The sequence below is a fragment of the Lelliottia sp. GFLA7 genome, assembly GCF_056490165.1.
On record NZ_JBWLAQ010000002.1, the window covers coordinates 189,436 to 206,933 of the forward strand.

General features: G+C 52.4%; 19 protein-coding genes. 8 read left to right on the forward strand and 11 right to left on the reverse strand.

Annotation, left to right across the window (positions count from 1 at the left end; translation table 11 throughout):
• Positions 1 to 469: 469 nt before the first annotated feature.
• Positions 470 to 1,606 (reverse strand): alpha/beta hydrolase, encoded by a 1,137-nt coding sequence (locus tag AC07RN_RS06340; RefSeq protein ID WP_478335909.1) that lies wholly within the window; start codon positions 1,604 to 1,606, stop codon positions 470 to 472.
• 200 nt (positions 1,607 to 1,806) lie between these two features.
• Between AC07RN_RS06340 and AC07RN_RS06345 the strand changes: the two genes are divergently transcribed.
• Positions 1,807 to 2,691: a LysR family transcriptional regulator gene (locus AC07RN_RS06345; RefSeq protein WP_449554471.1), complete on the forward strand. Its 885-nt coding sequence runs from the start codon at positions 1,807 to 1,809 to the stop codon at positions 2,689 to 2,691.
• A 62-nt stretch (positions 2,692 to 2,753) separates the two neighbouring features.
• Here the strand turns inward: AC07RN_RS06345 and AC07RN_RS06350 are convergent, their stop codons facing one another.
• A complete protein-coding gene (locus AC07RN_RS06350) occupies positions 2,754 to 4,403 on the reverse strand; it encodes a methyl-accepting chemotaxis protein (RefSeq protein ID WP_478335910.1) in 1,650 nt (549 codons plus the stop codon).
• 367 nt (positions 4,404 to 4,770) lie between these two features.
• Positions 4,771 to 4,944 (reverse strand): GhoT/OrtT family toxin, encoded by a 174-nt coding sequence (locus AC07RN_RS06355; protein ID WP_071818741.1) that lies wholly within the window; start codon positions 4,942 to 4,944, stop codon positions 4,771 to 4,773.
• Positions 4,945 to 5,278: 334 nt separating this feature from the next.
• Here AC07RN_RS06355 and AC07RN_RS06360 point away from each other — a divergent pair, with 334 nt between their 5' ends.
• The 3 genes from AC07RN_RS06360 to AC07RN_RS06370 are packed head-to-tail and all read left to right on the forward strand — an operon-like array spanning position 5,279 to position 6,174.
• Positions 5,279 to 5,605: a TehB family protein gene (locus tag AC07RN_RS06360; protein WP_012017511.1), complete on the forward strand. Its 327-nt coding sequence runs from the start codon at positions 5,279 to 5,281 to the stop codon at positions 5,603 to 5,605.
• Between the two features lie 28 nt (positions 5,606 to 5,633).
• A complete protein-coding gene (locus AC07RN_RS06365) occupies positions 5,634 to 5,987 on the forward strand; it encodes a TehB family protein (RefSeq protein WP_478335911.1) in 354 nt (117 codons plus the stop codon).
• A 4-nt stretch (positions 5,988 to 5,991) separates the two neighbouring features.
• Positions 5,992 to 6,174, forward strand: a complete 183-nt coding sequence (locus tag AC07RN_RS06370; protein WP_012017513.1) for a DUF1869 domain-containing protein — start codon at positions 5,992 to 5,994, stop codon at positions 6,172 to 6,174.
• 48 nt (positions 6,175 to 6,222) lie between these two features.
• Here the strand turns inward: AC07RN_RS06370 and patD are convergent, their stop codons facing one another.
• From patD to ymcF, 7 genes are all read right to left on the reverse strand, one after another.
• On the reverse strand, positions 6,223 to 7,647 hold the full coding sequence (patD, locus tag AC07RN_RS06375; protein ID WP_012017514.1) for an aminobutyraldehyde dehydrogenase: 1,425 nt from the start codon (positions 7,645 to 7,647) through the stop codon (positions 6,223 to 6,225).
• Positions 7,648 to 7,671: 24 nt separating this feature from the next.
• Positions 7,672 to 8,478: an ABC transporter permease gene (locus AC07RN_RS06380; RefSeq protein ID WP_012017515.1), complete on the reverse strand. Its 807-nt coding sequence runs from the start codon at positions 8,476 to 8,478 to the stop codon at positions 7,672 to 7,674.
• The gene (locus AC07RN_RS06385; RefSeq protein ID WP_012017516.1) at positions 8,468 to 9,406 is read right to left on the reverse strand and encodes an ABC transporter permease; all 939 of its coding nucleotides are present in this window, start codon (positions 9,404 to 9,406) and stop codon (positions 8,468 to 8,470) included. Before AC07RN_RS06385 ends, AC07RN_RS06380 begins: the two co-directional genes overlap by 11 nt.
• 7 nt (positions 9,407 to 9,413) lie before the next feature.
• On the reverse strand, positions 9,414 to 10,427 hold the full coding sequence (locus tag AC07RN_RS06390; RefSeq protein ID WP_235133332.1) for an ABC transporter ATP-binding protein: 1,014 nt from the start codon (positions 10,425 to 10,427) through the stop codon (positions 9,414 to 9,416).
• A 17-nt stretch (positions 10,428 to 10,444) separates the two neighbouring features.
• Entirely contained in the window at positions 10,445 to 11,590 is a 1,146-nt protein-coding gene (ydcS, locus tag AC07RN_RS06395; RefSeq protein WP_478335912.1) for a putative ABC transporter substrate-binding protein YdcS, read from the reverse strand.
• A gap of 286 nt (positions 11,591 to 11,876) precedes the next feature.
• Positions 11,877 to 13,286 (reverse strand): aminotransferase-like domain-containing protein, encoded by a 1,410-nt coding sequence (locus AC07RN_RS06400; RefSeq protein ID WP_449554478.1) that lies wholly within the window; start codon positions 13,284 to 13,286, stop codon positions 11,877 to 11,879.
• A 123-nt stretch (positions 13,287 to 13,409) separates the two neighbouring features.
• On the reverse strand, positions 13,410 to 13,598 hold the full coding sequence (ymcF, locus tag AC07RN_RS06405; RefSeq protein WP_235133335.1) for a cold shock small protein YmcF: 189 nt from the start codon (positions 13,596 to 13,598) through the stop codon (positions 13,410 to 13,412).
• Between the two features lie 416 nt (positions 13,599 to 14,014).
• On the opposite strand from ymcF, the gene AC07RN_RS06410 reads away from it, so the two are divergent.
• The 4 genes from AC07RN_RS06410 to hslJ all read left to right on the forward strand — a co-directional run bounded on the left by AC07RN_RS06410 (position 14,015) and on the right by hslJ (position 17,095).
• Positions 14,015 to 15,421: a cytochrome ubiquinol oxidase subunit I gene (locus AC07RN_RS06410; RefSeq protein WP_478335913.1), complete on the forward strand. Its 1,407-nt coding sequence runs from the start codon at positions 14,015 to 14,017 to the stop codon at positions 15,419 to 15,421.
• Positions 15,421 to 16,431, forward strand: a complete 1,011-nt coding sequence (cydB, locus tag AC07RN_RS06415) for a cytochrome d ubiquinol oxidase subunit II (protein ID WP_478335914.1) — start codon at positions 15,421 to 15,423, stop codon at positions 16,429 to 16,431. Before AC07RN_RS06410 ends, cydB begins: the two co-directional genes overlap by 1 nt.
• Entirely contained in the window at positions 16,431 to 16,559 is a 129-nt protein-coding gene (locus AC07RN_RS06420; RefSeq protein WP_012017523.1) for a DUF2474 domain-containing protein, read from the forward strand. Before cydB ends, AC07RN_RS06420 begins: the two co-directional genes overlap by 1 nt.
• Positions 16,560 to 16,681: 122 nt before the next feature.
• Positions 16,682 to 17,095 (forward strand): heat shock protein HslJ, encoded by a 414-nt coding sequence (hslJ, locus tag AC07RN_RS06425; protein WP_478335915.1) that lies wholly within the window; start codon positions 16,682 to 16,684, stop codon positions 17,093 to 17,095.
• Here hslJ and AC07RN_RS06430 read toward each other — a convergent pair whose 3' ends face one another.
• The gene (locus tag AC07RN_RS06430; protein ID WP_012017525.1) at positions 17,096 to 17,362 is read right to left on the reverse strand and encodes a putative hemolysin; all 267 of its coding nucleotides are present in this window, start codon (positions 17,360 to 17,362) and stop codon (positions 17,096 to 17,098) included.
• Positions 17,363 to 17,498: the final 136 nt, after the last annotated feature.

Below are 17,498 nucleotides of genomic sequence, written 5' to 3' on the forward strand. Positions count from 1 at the left end.
AACGATATCCTTTCATCATTTTGGTTTATAGTTTTGTAAAACTAGCACCACCGTTTCTTTTTATGGAGTGTGCCGATCACGGTTTGCGGCATGTTGTTAATTTGCCTGAAAATAGTGATGAAAATTTGGGCGGATGTATGAAGGAAAACGATTTTTGAAGGTTGTTCGCCACCGAATCGTGAGCAAAAAACTGCATCAGACCCGATGTGGTTTCTCTTGTGTTATTACGGACAAATGAGGAAAACCGTTAACCGTTACATTAATTTCAGGGAAAATTACCGCCCTTAATATAAATAATGATAATGTCATGGCTGAAGTGTGTTGGTATTAATAACGAATATAATCGTACGTTCGCGACAATTACTGCCATTGCTGACGCTCGCCAAATTACTGAAAGCGCTGAAACGAAACCTATAAAAAAGCCACCTGCGTAATGCAGATGGCCTTTTATTCAGACGTTACGCGATTATTATTTTAAACGGGTTTCGAAGAATTCTTTAAACTGGGAAAACGGTATTTTGCTGGCGACATTGTCATATAAATCCACATGGTTTGCGCCTGGCACCACGATTAACGCTTTATCTTTGCTGCCGACGGCTTTATACGCATCTTCTGCAAAATAGCGTGAGTGGGCATTTTCACCCGTCACGATAAGCGTTGGGATCGTAATTTCTTTGGCATAACTCAGAAGCGGCATATTCATAAACGATAACGGCGTTGTCGCAGTCCATGCCCCCGTGGAGTTCACCGAGCGCTCATGGAATCCGCGCGGCATCCGGTAATAATCGAAGAACTCTTTCAATACCGGGTGCGGATTTGCGGGTAACGTTTCTGGCAGAATACGCTCAGACGCGGTCACGTTGCCTTTCTCATCGACATAAATATCATGCCCGCCATGAGCGAACGTGCCGTTTTCTGCATCTTTCCAGCGCTGCTCATTCAGATACTGGAGCACGGCGTGGCGATCGGCTGTTGTATAACGGTCTTTGCCATCGCCCACGCCATGACCCATCGCGCGGCTCATGTCGTACATCACGCTGGTTGCGACGGCTTTAATGCGGGTATCCATTGCCGCCGCATTCAGGGCCATACCGCCCCATCCGCAGATGCCAAGAATACCGATCCGGTTGCGATCTACCTCTTTTTGTAACCCGAGGAAATCAACTGCCGCGCTAAAATCCTCGGTATTGATGTCAGGAGACGCGACATTGCGAGGATTACCACCACTTTCACCCGTGTAGGAAGGATCGAATGCCAGCGTCACAAACCCCTGTTCAGCCATGGTCTGCGCATACAGACCGCTGGATTGTTCTTTGACCGCGCCAAACGGCCCACTAACGGCAATGGCGGCCAGCTTGCGATCGCCATGATCTTTCGGAATGTAGAGATCGCCTACCAACGTGATGCCATAACGGTTCTGGAATGAAACCTTACGGTGATTCACCTTGTTACTTTCGGCGAAAGTCTTGTCCCATTTATCAATCATCGAAACGGGCGCGTTCGGGTTTGATGTATCAGCATAACTCATTGTTGTCACTCCACTTAATGATGCACATAGCAGTATGGCAGGCATAGCGGCTGTCAATTTTCTGGTCAGAGCATTCATGACAAACTCCCCTAAAAAACAAGATATCGGTACAGGTTTCATGCGGACAACGCTGCTGTGCTTTGTTTCAATGGGGCCATTATAGTTAGCAGAAATAGTGCTGATTAGAGGGGTAATAATGCTAGGATTAATATCAGATTGTGATAAATCAAAACCCATGAGCGAGCAGGGCTCGCGGTGAGATTCCGGAGGGCATAACGATGGCGAAACGGGAAAATTATAATGAGCTGCACCTGTTTATGCAGGTTGTGCGGGAAGGCAGTTTCACGGCGGCGGCACAGCGACTGGGACTTGCGCAATCGGGAGTAAGCCGCTCTGTCCGCGATCTTGAAGAAAGGCTGGGCGTCCAGCTTTTGGTCCGCACTACGCGCAAGCTTTCGCTGACCCAGGCAGGTGAACAACTCTACCAGACCGCCGAGTCCGGCTTTGACGCTCTGGACAGGGGGTTTTCGACCCTGGCACATTATCGCCAGACCCCGTCCGGCACCGTGCGTATTAACGCCAGCCAGCACGCTATCGATAAGTGTCTCCTGCCAAAACTCGCGGTATTTAAACAACGCTATCCTGACATCAGGCTTGAGCTGATGAATGAAAGTCGGTTCGTCGATATTATCGCCGAGAGATTTGACGCCGGTGTCCGCCTTGGGCCAGAAGTCGGCAATGGCATGATCGCCGTGCGGATTACCCCTGATATGGAAATGGCCGTCGTCGCCACACCGGATCATTTTCGTCGCTATGGTTTTCCGCAAACTCCAGCGGATTTAGTGATACATCCTTGTATTGCCTATCAATTTGGCGATGGGAGTTTGTACCAATGGGAGCTCGCTCATGACGGTAAAAAAATCATGCACCGACCTCAAGGACAATGGGTCTTTTCCGACAGCTATATGGAAGCGCAAGCAGCACGGCTAGGGCTTGGGCTGGCGTATGTTCCCGTAGAACTCATTGCCGATGATTTGGAGCGCGGGACACTGATCAGAGTGATGCAGCGTTACAGCCTGCGTATGGACGGGTTATTTCTGTATTACCCTCATCGCAACGTGTCACCCGCCCTGCGAATCGTTATAGATACCTTGAAAATTTAAGCGCGGGTTTATACGTTAAGGGCCGCAATCGCGGCCCTTCTGCTTTTAAGATCAAAATACGGTTAGAACGCCTGCCAGTCCTTTTCGGAACCGCGCGGGGCTGCCGGTTTGCCTGGTATCAGCGCTGGCGAAACGTGAGTGCGCACAGGTGCGCTATTCACGTCTGAATCCCGCAGCACAAAGACCCGAATACTTTCGATCAGGATGCGGGCCTGCTCTTTTAGCGAGCCACTTGCAGCCGAGGATTCCTCAACCAAAGAGGCGTTCTGCTGCGTCGTGGTATCAATCTGACCCATTGTGATATTGATCTGGGTGATACCCTCGCTCTGTTCGTGGCTGGCACGCGCAATTTCATCCACTAAGGTATGGACGCTTGAGACCGTATCTACGATCTCCTGCATACCGTTATCGGCCTGTGAAACCAGCCCACGTCCATCGGCAATTTTGCTGACGGAGGCGCTGATGATGTCGCGGATCTCTTTGGCTGAAGCCGAGCTTCTTTGCGCCAGCGTTCTGACCTCTCCGGCCACAACGGCAAATCCACGCCCCTGTTCCCCTGCCCTGGCGGCCTCAACGGCTGCGTTCAACGCCAGAATATTGGTCTGGAAAGCGATGCCTTCAATAACGGCAATGATATCGCCCATCTTTTCAGCGCCTTTATGAATCTCTTCCATGGCCGCTGAAACTTCATGCATGCGATCGCTGTTGATTTTGACAACCTGTCCAGTTTCCGTGAACAACTCATTAACACGACGGACGTTGTCAGCCGTACTCTTGATCGTGGACGTTAACTGCTCAAGCGTCGCAGCCGTTTCGACCACGCCAGCCGCCTGTTCTTCTGTACGAGAAGCCAGATCCTGGTTACCCGCATCAATTTGATCCGCCGCAACAGAGATACTTTCTGCCCCGTGTCTTACCTGAAGTACCGTTGATCCCAGCTCAGACACCATCTCTTTCAGTGCGCTCATCAGCTGACCAAGCTCATCCGTTGAGTGAACCTTAACGTCTGTCGTCAGATCACCCTGCGCTGCCCGGCTGGCTACCGTCACGGCTTCCTTCAGCGGGCGCGTAATACTGCGAGTGATATACCAGGCGATTAACGATCCCAATACAATTCCGAAGAGGACTGACAACACAATCACCAGTTCGGTGAGATTCGACGCTTTCTTAATGCTGGCGTGGGTGTCGTTAATGATCTGGTTTTGCAGTTCAAGAAGCGAGCGCAGAGTCTTGTTATATTCCTGCGTAACGGGCATAAATCGGGTAGATATGAATTCACTCATATTTTCATACTTTCCCTGCTCAGCCATCTCTAGCCCCTCTTTACGCAGGACAAGATATTTCCCTCGCGTCTCCTGAATGGCGCTGAAAAAAGCTTTCCCTTTTTCAAATCGCAAAAGCGGCTTGAGGGTGGATTGCACTTCCGAGGTTCTTGCAGTGTCATTTTTAATATTATTGAGAATTTGCTCTCGCAATTTCGGGTCCTGCGTTGCCATCGCGGCGATGGTATTTCCGCTATTTCGGTCAACCAGGTTAATCCATTCTTGTACCAGTCTTTCCTTCTGTAAATCCTGATAGATCATAGTATTAACGCTAGTGCTGTTCGACTGCGTTAATTGCCGTGAAATCATCCCCATGATGAGCATCATAAATAATACAAGAAAAAAACCTACACTCAGGCGGGTTCCAACACGCATGTTGCTAATTTTCATAACTCTCCCTTTTATAATAACTCTAATGATCATCCTGGAAATTAAGAGGTACGCTTAACGTCGACAAATCATTAGAAAGCCTTACGTTAATATCGGAGGAAATAGGTTTTTCTTCAGCACTAAATCAAAATCGGCCGAAATTAACAAAATAAATGTCGAGGCTATAGAGACTAAATCTCTGGCCTGCGCAGGGATAATAGGATTTTCGCGTAGCCTTGAAGGGATCACACGAAGAGATCACTAAAGATAAGGGAGTTTGGACATATTATCGTCACGAATAGATTATTTCAGGCGTGACACCACGAAGCACTGCGCCGGACAGCATTTAACGAGTCTGAGATGTCGGCGCAAAAACGTGAAAGCGTGTTCAGAAAAGGGAGATCAGCAACGCGACGGGGAAACTCATAGGCCAGGTAGAACCGACCAGGACAGCGCTCAGAAAACGAATCCGCTTACGGTCTTTAGACAAAAACCAGGTGATGAGCGCGCACAGTGCCGCCATGACTCCGTAAAAGACCAACATTTTTTGATACAACGTCATTTTGTGCACCTTATCTAAAATAACCGCGCGCAATATGCGTTATATGTTGATACAGATCAAGTTTTAATGTTAGAGATTATCCACTATAACTTTATGGATAATAACAATAGAGTAATTTGCATTACATCTTCCGGGTGTTTATTCCCCCCTCACGGCTGAACCCAAACGCTTCTCAGCGAACCCGACAATCAGGAAGGAAGTTTGTACCGTCAATTAAGGAAGGAATGACTACCCCTTTTTCTACCCCTTTAAAGTTGCATAATATGTGCACCTTTTGCAAAATGGCTTCGCCAGGGTCGTGCTGTAATAGTCCCAGAATTTAGAGGGAGTTAATATGCTACGCATTCCGCAGAGTTGTATTCATACCCGTTCCACACCGTTCTGGAACAAAGACACCGCCCCTGCTGGCATTTTCCAGCGCCATCTTGATCAAGGTACGCGTCCGGGCGTTTATCCCCGTTTATCAGTGAGCAAGGGCGCGGTGCGTTATCTGGGCTACGCTGACGGCGTTACCCCAAACCCTGACAGCGAACTCATCATTGAAGCCGGTCACTTCGGTGTGTTTCCCCCCGAGAAATGGCATCACATTGAATTGATGAGTGACGATACCGTCTTCAGCGTCGATTTTTTTGTCGAACCCGAGGTTTTGAAATCTCTTTGAACTTCTGAACGCTTATAAGGAAACACCTATGCTTCGTATTCCTGAAAATTTTGTTCATACCCGCGGGACGCCCTTCTGGGATAAAGATTCTGCGCCAAAGGCCCTTTTCAGCCATCACAACACGAAAGCAGGCGTTTATGGCCGCCTGTCGGTGATGCAGGGTGCGGTGAAATATTTCGGTTTTCCAGATGCCGATGCAACCGAACCCGATCTGGAACTCGTCATTGAAGCGGATTCATTTGGTATTTCGCCGCCAGAAAAATGGCACCGCATTGAGCTTCTGACCGACGATACCTACTTCAGTATTGATTTCTTCGCCGATCCGCAGGCAAACCTTGAAGGCGCAGGGCTGGGAAAAGTCGTAAACACACATAAGGGGTAACACTATGGGCAAAGCAACGTATACCGTCACCGTCACCAATAACAGCAACGGCGTATCGGTAGATTATGAGACGCAAGCCCCAATGGAGCTTTTGATTCCGGATGTCGCAGCAGACGTAGTGAAGGATTTAGTGAATACCGTTCGCGGCTACGACACTGAAAACGAGCACGACGTGTGCGGCTGGTAGAGGCGCAATTTTGATGCCCGGTAGACGCTATGCCACCGGGCATTTCGATCAATGTTTGATCATCACGTGACGGATAACGGTATAATCTTCAAGGCCGTACACCGACATATCCTTGCCGTATCCCGAGAGTTTCATCCCGCCGTGAGGCATTTCGCTGACCAGCATAAAGTGCGTATTCACCCAGGTGCAGCCGTATTGCAGACGAGCACTCATGCGATGCGCGCGCCCGACATCCTGAGTCCAGACTGACGACGCCAGTCCATATTGCGAGTCATTCGCCCAAGCTAAGACCTGCTCTTCATCGTCGAACTCGGTCATGCTTACTACCGGACCGAACACTTCACGCTGAACAATCGCATCTTCCTGTTTCGCTCCGGCCAACAGCGTTGGCTCGAAGAAATACCCCCCGCCCTCGACTTTCTTGCCCCCCGTTACCACGTTGACGTGACCCAGCGCTTTTGCCTCGTCAACGGCTTTACAGACGCGCTCCAGATGCGCTGCTGAGCTTAACGGCCCCAGTTCGGTCGACTCATCCTCTGGCGCACCGGTTTTCAGTGTAGCTACCGCAGCGCCCAGTTTTTCGACTAGCTGCGGATAAATGCCTTTCTGCGCGTAAATACGACATGCGGCGGTGCAATCCTGGCCCGCGTTGTAAAAGCCAAAGGTGCGAACGCCTTCGACCACGGCATCAATGTCCGCATCATCAAATACGATGACTGGTGCTTTGCCGCCAAGCTCCATATGCGTGCGTTTGATGGAAGACGCCGTGTGGCTGATGATGTGTTCCCCGGTGGCAATCGAGCCGGTCAGAGAAACCATGCGCACTTTTTCATGCCCGGTGAGCGGATCGCCGACGGTTTTACCGCGTCCGAACAGCACGTTTAATACGCCTGCCGGGAAAATGTCTTTAGCCAGTTCCGCCAGTTTCAACGCGGTCAGCGGCGTGATTTCAGAGGGTTTAATAACGACACAGTTGCCTGCCGCAAGCGCCGGAGCCAGTTTCCACGCGGCCATCATCAGCGGATAGTTCCAGGGGGCGATTGAAGCCACCACCCCCACCGGATCGCGACGAATCATGGAGGTATGCCCTTCCAGATATTCCCCCGCCGCCAGCCCGTTCAGGCAACGCGCTGCACCCGCGAAGAAACGGAATACATCCACGACGGCTGGGATTTCATCACTGATGACACAGTGCAGCGGCTTGCCGCAGTTCTGCGACTCCAGACGCGCAAAAGTTTCGGCATGTTCTTCAATCACGTCAGCGAGCTTCAAAAGGCATTCCGCACGCGCCTTAGGCGTTGTGTGCCCCCATTCGGAAAAGGCACGATCGGCAGCCCTGACGGCGGCATCAACCTGAGCCGCAGACGCCTCGGCGATCTCCAGCAGCACTTCGCCCGTGGCAGGATTATAGACAGGCTGTTTTTCGCCTTCTCCGTTGACCAGTTCACCATTAATCAGCAGTTGATTTTGCATAGTCTTGTCCTGTTGAAATCGAAGTTATTTCCCGCTCTCGGCGACATTTTCGCCGTCGCGGGTTAGCCACCAGGCTCCCAAAATTGGAATGGTTGTCACCAACATGACCAAAAGCGCAACCACATTGGTGACGGGCACATCGCGCGGGCGGCTGAGTTGATTCAGCAGCCACAGCGGCAGCGTGCGTTCGTGTCCCGCCGTAAACGTCGTGACGATAATTTCATCGAACGACAGCGCAAATGCCAGCATGCCCCCGGCCAGCAGCGCCGAGCCCAAATTGGGCATCACCACGTAGCGAAAGGTTTGCCAGCCGTCTGCGCCCAAGTCCATTGACGCTTCCACCAGGCTCCAGGAGGTGCGCCGGAAACGCGCAATCACGTTATTGAATACCACCACCACACAGAAGGTGGCATGACCGGTGACGATGGTGAAAAATCCCGGCTCCAGATTGATGGTTTTAAATGCCGTCAACAGCGCCAGCCCGGTGATAATTCCCGGCAGTGCAATGGGCAACAACAGCAGCAGCGAGATGGCGTTTTTACCGAAAAACTCACTGCGCCAAAGTGCTGCTGCCGCCAACGTACCCAGTACCAGCGCAATGGCCGTAGATAAAGCCGCGATCTGAAGTGACAACGTCACCGATTCAATAATATCTCCCCGCGAAGCCGCCACGCTAAACCACTTCAGCGTCAACCCTTTTGGCGGAAAGCTGAACGCGGCGTCTTCAGTGTTGAACGCATAGATGGCAATAATCAGCAGCGGAAAGTGCAAAAAGATCACTCCGCCCCAGGTGGCTATTTTCAGGAACAGCGGCGCGCGTTCAGAGTGCATCGAATGCTCCCAGACGTTTCACAAACGCCAGATACAGTGAGATAAGGACAATCGGCACTAAGGTGAACGCGGCCGCCATGGGCATATTGCCAATCGCGCCCTGCTGGGAATAAACCATGTTGCCGATGAAGTACCCCGGCGGGCCAACGAGTTGCGGAACGATAAAATCACCAAGCGTCAGCGAGAAGGTAAAAATCGAGCCCGCAGCAATACCCGGAATGGCAAGAGGCAAAACCACATAACGGAAAGTCTGACGGGGCCGCGCGCCCAGATCGGCGGAAGCTTGCAAGAGCGAGGGCGGCAAACGCTCCAGCGCCGCTTGCACCGGCAGGATCATAAATGGCAACCAGATATAGACGAACACCAGAAATCGCCCAAGTCCGGATGTAGAAAGGGTGTTTCCGCCAATGGCTGGCAGCGTCAGCACTGACATCAGTACCGGCTCGAGTCCCATGTAGCCAAGGAACCACTGCGCGACGCCATCTTTTGCCAGCAGCAATGTCCACGCATAGGCTTTCACGATATAACTCGCCCACATCGGCAGCATGACGGCGATATAAAAAAACGCTTTCCATTTTCCGCGAGTGTAACGCGCCATGTACCACGCCATCGGGAACGCCAGAATCGCGCTGGCAATCGTGACGGCAATCGCCATCAGCAAGGTACGCAGAATGATGTCGTAGTTGGCGGGGTTAAAAAGCGCCAGAATATTCGCAAAGGTGAGATCCGGCGTCACCGACATGGTGAAATCGTCGAAGGTATAAAATCCCTGCCACAACAGTGTCAGCAACGATCCCATATACACGATGCCGAACCACATCAGCGGACCAAGCAGCAGTAAAAACAGGCCGAGCGACGGTTTGCGCCACAGCAGCGCGGTCATGCGGCTAACGGGACCGCGAGAGGAGCGGAGGTGTGATGCACTCATATCCATCTCACCGTTCCTCTTGCAGCGGCACCATCGCCTCACGCGACCAGGACGCCTGCACCGGTTGACCAGGCTCAAAACCTGTAGGCAAATCGGCCCCGCTCAAGTTTGCCTGACTCACCAGCAGTTTTGCGCCATCCGTCAGGCGCAACTCAAAACGGGTTGCCGCCCCCTGATACTGCACCGCCTGCACGACACCCTGAACCTGAACTTCGCCGCTCTCATTCAGGCGGATATGTTCCGGGCGCAGCGAGTACATGCCGTCCATGCCGCAAATCTGGCGTGCAACCGCGCTATCAAAAACATTAGAAGTGCCAACGAAACTGGCGACAAACGGCGTGCGCGGACGCATATACAGTTCACGCGGGGTATCGACCTGTTCAATGCGCCCGTTATTGAACACGGCAACGCGATCGGACATCGACAGCGCTTCTCCCTGATCGTGGGTCACGAAAATAAAGGTGATCCCCAGTTCCTGCTGCAGTTTCTTCAGCTCAAATTGCATTTGCTCGCGCAGTTTCAAATCCAGTGCGCCGAGCGGTTCATCAAGCAAAAGCACACGGGGTTCATTCACCAGCGCACGCGCAATCGCCACGCGCTGACGCTGGCCGCCAGAGAGTTGAGAGGGTTTGCGTTTTTCGGCAAAGGCTAAACCGACCTTTTCAAGCGCCTCGCGAGCCTGAACCTGACGCTGCTTTTTATCGACGCCTTTCACCATCAAGCCATAAGCGACGTTTTCGATTATCGACATATGCGGGAATAGCGCGTAATCCTGAAACACCGTGTTCACATCGCGTTCCCACGGCGGGAGTTCGCTTGCCTCTTTGCCAAAGATTTTGATCGCCCCGCCGCTGAGCTGTTCAAAACCGGCAATCAGCCGCAAGCAGGTGGTTTTGCCGGAGCCCGAAGGCCCCAGCATGGAGAAGAACTCGCCGTCACGAATGCCGATGGTGACACCGTCCACCGCCCGCACATCACCGTAAAAACGGGACACATCGCTAAACTCTACTGCGTACGTCATGTTCTGCTCCTGGGCGATTAACGGCCACCCATAATGGCGATGTAATCTTGCGTCCAGCGGCTGTACGGAACGAATTTTCCGCCTTCCGCGATCGGCGTTTTCCAGAACATGATTTTGTCGAAATAGTTATAACCGTTGGTTTCGCAGCCTTTATCACCCAGCAAAGTGCTGGCTTTACAGCCTTCAGCCACAACCGGCAGAGACCCAAACCATGCGGCCAGATCGCCCTGCAGTTTTGGCGTGAGAGACCAGTTCATCCACTTGTAAGCGCACATCGGATGTTTAGCCTGCGCGTGTAGCATGGTGGTGTCCGCCCAGCCGGTGACGCCCTCTTTCGGAAAAACGGTCGCCACGGGCTGATTGTCCGCTTTTAGGGCGTTGGCCTGATACGGCCACGCGCTCGACGCCACAACGCCCTCGTTTTTGAAGTCGCTCATCTGCACGGTGGTGTCGTGCCAGTAGCGGTGAATCAGTGCGTGCTGATCGCGCAGCACTTTCAGTACCGCCGTGTATTGTGCTTCGGTGAGCTGATAGGGGTCGGTAATGCCTAATTCTGGCTGCGTCGCTTTCACAAACAGCGCCGCATCGGCGATGTAAATCGGCCCGTCATATGCCTGAACGCGCCCTTTGTTGGACTTTCCGTCCGGGAGATTTTGTTCTTTGAAGACAACAGCCCAGCTATCAGGCGGTGTCGGGAAGGTTTTGGTGTTGTACATCAGCAGATTCGGGCCCCACTGATACGGCGTGCCGTAGACTTTCCCATCGACGTTAAACCATTCACCTTTGACGATGCGTGGATCGAGCGTTTTCCAGTTGGGGATCAAATCGGGATTAATCGGCTGAACGCGTTTACCCATTATCAGGCGCAAGGAGGCGTCGCCGGAGGCAGTGACCAGGTCATAACCGCCCTTTGCCATCAGGCTGACCATTTCATCGGAGGTCGCGGCCGTTTTCACATTCACCGCACAACCGGTCTCCTTTTCGAACTGCGTGACCCAGTCGTAGTTTTTATCCGTCTGGCCGCGTTCGATGTACCCCGGCCAGGCGATAATATCCAGTCTTCCTTCGCCTTTGCCGATCTCTTTCGGCGGCTCTGCGGCTTGCGCGGTCATGATGGTCATGCCGAGCGCGCACAGGCTGCTGCAGGCAAATTTTTTGCTCATTCGTATTACTCCTGTCGCAATGAAAATTTGGCGGCAGCCGTGCCGTAAAATTATCTCCCTTCATAAACGTAGACCGCGCCAATGCGCTGCACCTGCAGGCCTTGGGAAATTTCATCAGGTTGTGACCGAGGGCGCATTCCCTGTTAACTGGATTATAGACAAGGAGTTAGCGGCGGGTGGCGGTATGCAGATTTCCTATGACAGTCAGTTGGGAATAAACCCAACGCCTGCCACAGGATAAGAATTGTTTATTTCAGCGGGGAGGTTTAGAAATACGTTCTGGGGGTTATTTCAGCATGCCGTTAATTAAGTGTGCCATCTGGATGACGGCGTGTTCTTCGCGCTCGCCCCATTCCCAGGACGTATTAAAACGGAAAAAGGGTGTCCAGGTATCTGAGGTTGAGAACATTTTGCCCGGGGCAATGCTGATATGGTGCGCCAGCGCCTGCTCGCTTAATTTTCCCGCGTCTAATGGCGCAGGCAATTCCAGCCATAAAAAATAGCCGCTGTCGTTGTGATGAATTTTGACGTCGGCAGGCATATGGCGCAAAAGCGATTGCCACGCCTGTTGTTTGCGCTCGGCAAGCGTGCGCCGCAGGCGACGGAGATGAGCGTCGTAACGTTTGGTGGCAAGATAATCCACCAGTGCTAGCTGCATCGGCGAACTGGTCGAAAGCGTACTCATCAGTTGCAGTTGCTGAATACGACGCGCATGTTTCCCGGCCGCCACCCAACCGATACGAAATCCCGCCACCAGGCATTTGGAGAACGACGAACAGTGCAGCGTCATGTCATGGCGATCCCACGCCTTCGCGGGCAGCGGTTTTTCACGGCCAAAGTAGAGTTCGCTGTAAACGTCATCCTCAATCAGCGTGACGTTGTGCTTCGTCAGCAGCTCAACAAGCTGAGATTTTTTTTGCGCACTGAGCGTGAAACCGAGCGGATTTTGACAGTTTGTCATCAGCCAGCAGGCCTTGACGGGATAATCGTTCAGCGCCTGTTCCAGCGCATTGAGATCAATCCCCTCACGCACGTCAGTGGCAATCGACAGCGCTTTCAGCTTGAGGCGTTCAAGCGCCTGAAGCGCGCCATAGAAACAAGGGTTTTCAACGATCACCCAGTCGCCCGGCTCAGTCACGGCTTGCAAACTCAGATTGAGCGCTTCCAGCGCCCCGGCGGTGATGACGATCTCTTCGGGGGAAATATTCATACCCTGCTGGGCATAGCGGCGCGCAATGGCATGGCGCAGATCGACATTGCCCGGCGGCAGATTTTCAATCACGCTCATTGCCGTCGCGGTTTTGCTGACGTTGGCAAGGGATCGATTGAGCTGCTGAAGCGGGAAAAGCCTCGGATCGGGAAAGGCAGAAGCAAAGGGTAAAACGGAAGGGTCGCGACTGGCCTGAAGGACATCAAAAATATAGGTGTTGATGTCAACGACTTCATCGCGCATCACCTGCGCCGGAGGCGCAGGCTGCTGCTTAACGGGCCGCGGGGCAACGTAGTACCCCGACTGCGGGCGAGCAACGATTCGCCCCTGGCTTTCCAGCGTTTGATACGCATGACCCACGGTCATGAAACTCATGCCGCTGCTGGCAACTTGCTCACGCAACGACGGTAGCTTATCTCCCGGCAACCACACGCCAAGTTCGATTTGCGAAATGATTTGCTGCGCCAGGCGCTGGTATTTTTTCATCGGTCTCTCCTCGCTGCACACCATAGTATATCAGCAGGAGAAAAAAGGCAGATTTTATGAACTGTTATAGTTATCTACAGACGGTTCTGAAACGACTTCATGATCGAATACGTTAAGCGTTTATTACTTGCGATAATCCAGTGACGGCTGTTGGATATGCATCGCCGCAGCTAAATGATCCAACGTCACCATAGACGATTTGCAGAAAATGCATTTCGCGCCATGTGGATTTTTTTCTGACACATCAAAAATAGACGTGCGGTATTGCGAGCCGTGACAGCACGGGCAACGGAAATGGATATAAGAAATCATATGATTCTCCTGTACGTAAAAACGTAAATAGCTAATGGGCCTTTATGGCAATAGAGGTCTGAGACAAAACTAATCAGAGTGTAGGAGAAAGACCCAAGAGGCTGCGGAGAGGCACAACGTGATGAGAAATGCTTAGATGCTACGTCAGATATTTTTTTGGAATTCAAACCGAAGAAACATTAACGCACGTTGCAGAAAAGAACGCAACCCTTTTTATGCATAAACGTCATAAAAATGATTTTTTTATATTCCATGAGTCAGTCCATATTGCCCTATTGACCACACGAGGACTATATCAGATTAGTAAAGATTCTCATTTCGCAAACTGTTATACCTAAATATCGCTTTTCTGACTCTGATAGTTCCCTTTTGCGCCCTATACCATAACAGCACACCGATTGACATTGAGGCTGTGCATGTTTGGTTTAGATGCTTTTCATTTAGCGCGGATACAATTTGCTTTTACCGTATCGTTTCACATTATTTTTCCGGCGATCACCATTGGTCTCGCCAGCTATCTTGCCGTACTGGAAGGTCTTTGGCTAAAAACCAAAAATCCGGTATGGCGATCGCTCTACCACTTCTGGTCAAAAGTTTTCGCCGTCAACTTTGGCATGGGCGTGGTTTCTGGCCTGGTAATGGCCTATCAGTTCGGTACAAACTGGAGCGGATTTTCACAGTTCGCGGGCAGTATTACCGGCCCGCTGCTCACTTATGAAGTGTTGACCGCATTCTTCCTCGAAGCCGGATTCCTGGGCGTGATGCTCTTCGGCTGGAACAAAGTCGGTCCGGGACTGCATTTCTTCTCAACCTGCATGGTTGCGCTAGGGACGATCATTTCTACCTTCTGGATCCTGGCGTCGAACAGCTGGATGCAAACGCCGCAGGGCTATGAAATCGTCAACGGCGTCGTCGTACCGGTGGACTGGTTTGCCGTGGTGTTCAACCCTTCGTTCCCCTATCGACTGTTGCACATGTCCATCGCGGCATTCTTGAGCAGTGCGCTGTTTGTCGGCGCATCGGGAGCCTGGCATTTGTTACGCGGTAACAACACACCCGCGATTCGCCATATGTTTTCGATGGCGCTATGGATGACGCTGATTGTCGCGCCAATCCAGGCGATGGTCGGCGATATGCATGGCCTGAATACGCTAAAATACCAGCCCGCCAAAATCGCCGCTATCGAAGGCCACTGGGAAAATCCCCCAGGCGAGCCCACGCCGCTGCTGCTGTTTGGCTGGCCGGATATGGAACAAGAACGGACTCGCTATGGTCTGGAAATCCCCGCGCTCGGCAGCCTGATACTGACGCACAGCCTGGACAAGCAAGTTCCGGCGCTTAAGGATTTCCCAAAAGAAGATCGTCCAAATTCCACTATCGTTTTCTGGTCGTTCCGTATCATGGCGGGGCTCGGGATGTTGATGCTGTTGCTGGGCGCTGTCGCGTTGTGGCTGCGGTATAAACAGCGCGTTTATACCTCTCGTCCGTTCCTGTGGTTTGCCCTGCTGATGGGGCCGTCTGGGCTTATCGCGATTCTGGCCGGCTGGGTGACGACCGAAGTGGGACGCCAACCATGGGTCGTTTACGGACTGCAACGCACCAAAGACGCGGTCTCTGCACATGGCGATTTGCATATGAGCGTGAGCCTGCTGGCCTTTTTCGTGGTGTACACCTCGGTGTTCGGCGTCGGGTACAGCTATATGGTGCGTCTTATCAAAAAAGGGCCGCAGGAAGACGAAACGTTTGCCACTGAACATGATGGCCGTCCCGCGCGTCCGTTGTCTGCCGCCAGTACAGAATTTGTCACTAAGGAGAAACCATAATGGGGATCGACCTTTCCGTTATTTGGTTCGTAATCATCGTATTCGCCACGCTGATGTATATCGTGATGGACGGTTTCGATTTGGGGATCGGTATTCTGTTCCCTACGACCCAGGACGCGGAGGACCGCGACGTGATGGTTAATAGCGTCGCGCCTGTGTGGGACGGCAACGAAACCTGGCTGGTGCTTGGCGGCGCAGCGCTGTTCGGCGCGTTTCCGCTCGCGTATGCGGTGATTATCGACGCCCTCACCATTCCGCTTACCCTGATGCTGATCGGCCTGATATTTCGCGGCGTGGCCTTCGAGTTTCGCTTTAAAGCCACGCCCGCACACCGGCCTTTCTGGGATAAAGCGTTTATTGGCGGCTCAATACTTGCCACGTTTAGCCAGGGCGTCGTGGTCGGCGCGGTGATTAATGGATTCTCTGTCACCGGACGCGCCTATAGCGGTGGGCCGTTCGACTGGCTGACGCCGTTCAACCTGTTCTGCGGCGTCGGGTTGACGGTCGCTTACGCTCTTTTGGGTGCCACCTGGCTGGTGATGAAAAGTGAAAACCCGCTGCAGACCAGAATGCGTCGAGTGTCAAAACAGCTGCTGCTGGGGCTTTTAGCGATCATCGCGGTCATCAGCCTGTGGACACCGATGGCTCATCAAAGTATTGCCGATCGCTGGTTTAGCGTGCCTAACCTGTACTTCTTGATGCCGGTTCCGCTGTTGGTGCTGGTTCTGAGCGGCGGATTATGGAAAACCCTGAACAACGCGAACAGCCACAATACGCCGTTTGTACTAACATTAGGGCTGATTTTCCTCGGGTTTAGCGGGCTGGGTATCAGCATATGGCCGTATATCATTCCGCCGTCGATAACGCTGTGGCAAGCCGCTGCGCCACCGCAGAGTCAGGGCTTTATGCTGGTCGGCGCGCTACTGATTATACCTATCATCCTGGTCTATACATTCTGGAGCTATTACGTGTTCCGCGGCAAAGTCCAACATGGGGAGGGTTATCACTGATGCAACAACCTGTCTGGAAACGCCTGATGTGGCTGGTCATTATCTGGGGCGGCAGCGTGCTCGCTCTGGCGGCGGTGGGTATGGTCTTCCGCGTGCTAATGACTGCCGCCGGTTTTAAATCACATTAATCTCCACTGTGCCGGGTAGCATGACACCTGCCCGGCCCTCCTCGCACTTTCAGATAAACACCCAAGACAACCTGCGCGCTATCGTTAAAAATATTCACAGTAATGATAGTTTGAGAAGAAACATGAAAAAGCTCGTTGCGGTAGGTCTGTTTTCACTGGCACTGACTGGCTGTGTGAATCCCGGTAAAGCCTCTGTTCAGCCGGAACAACTTCAGGGTCACAGATTTGTACTGGAGAGTGTTAATGGCGTTGCGGTGAAGCCCAGCGCCGTACCGCCAGAAATGAGTTTTGGCGATAAAATGGCGATTTCAGGTGTGATGTGCAACCGCTTTAACGGTGACGGGAAACTGTCGGAAGGCGAACTGAAAGTTAAAACGTTAGCGATGACGCGTAAACTATGTGCCGACCCTGCGCTCAATGAACTGGACAGTACGATCGGCAATATGCTGCGCAAAGGCGCGCAGGTTGATCTCACGGAAGATCAGTTAACGCTGGCAACCGCAGAACAAACGTTGATGTTCAAACGCGCTGATTAATCAGTACGTTCCGCACGTGCCGACGGCAAGCGATTGTTCACTGCAGCGTTTGCCGTTGGGTAACGCACACATGCCAATGGCAGAACCATCAAGCTGGCGAGCTGCGGATAACGAACCACCCACCATGGCACAGCTCGCCTGTCCGGAGCTGGACATCGCGGCTTTCATACCCGGCGTAACATGTGCTGCTGTCGCCTGCTGAACCGGCTCATTGCTGCATGCTGACAGCAACAACGCCGCACACCCTACCCAAAACGCTGCGCGCATTCTCTCTTCCCCATTTAAATTGCGAAACCTATGCATCATAGGCATCACACGCCGCGCCGTCGAGAGCGACAGTGTGCATTTATGCACTCCTGAAACATTTTCTGTCACTTTTTATGACATAAGTTTGATCTGCTCA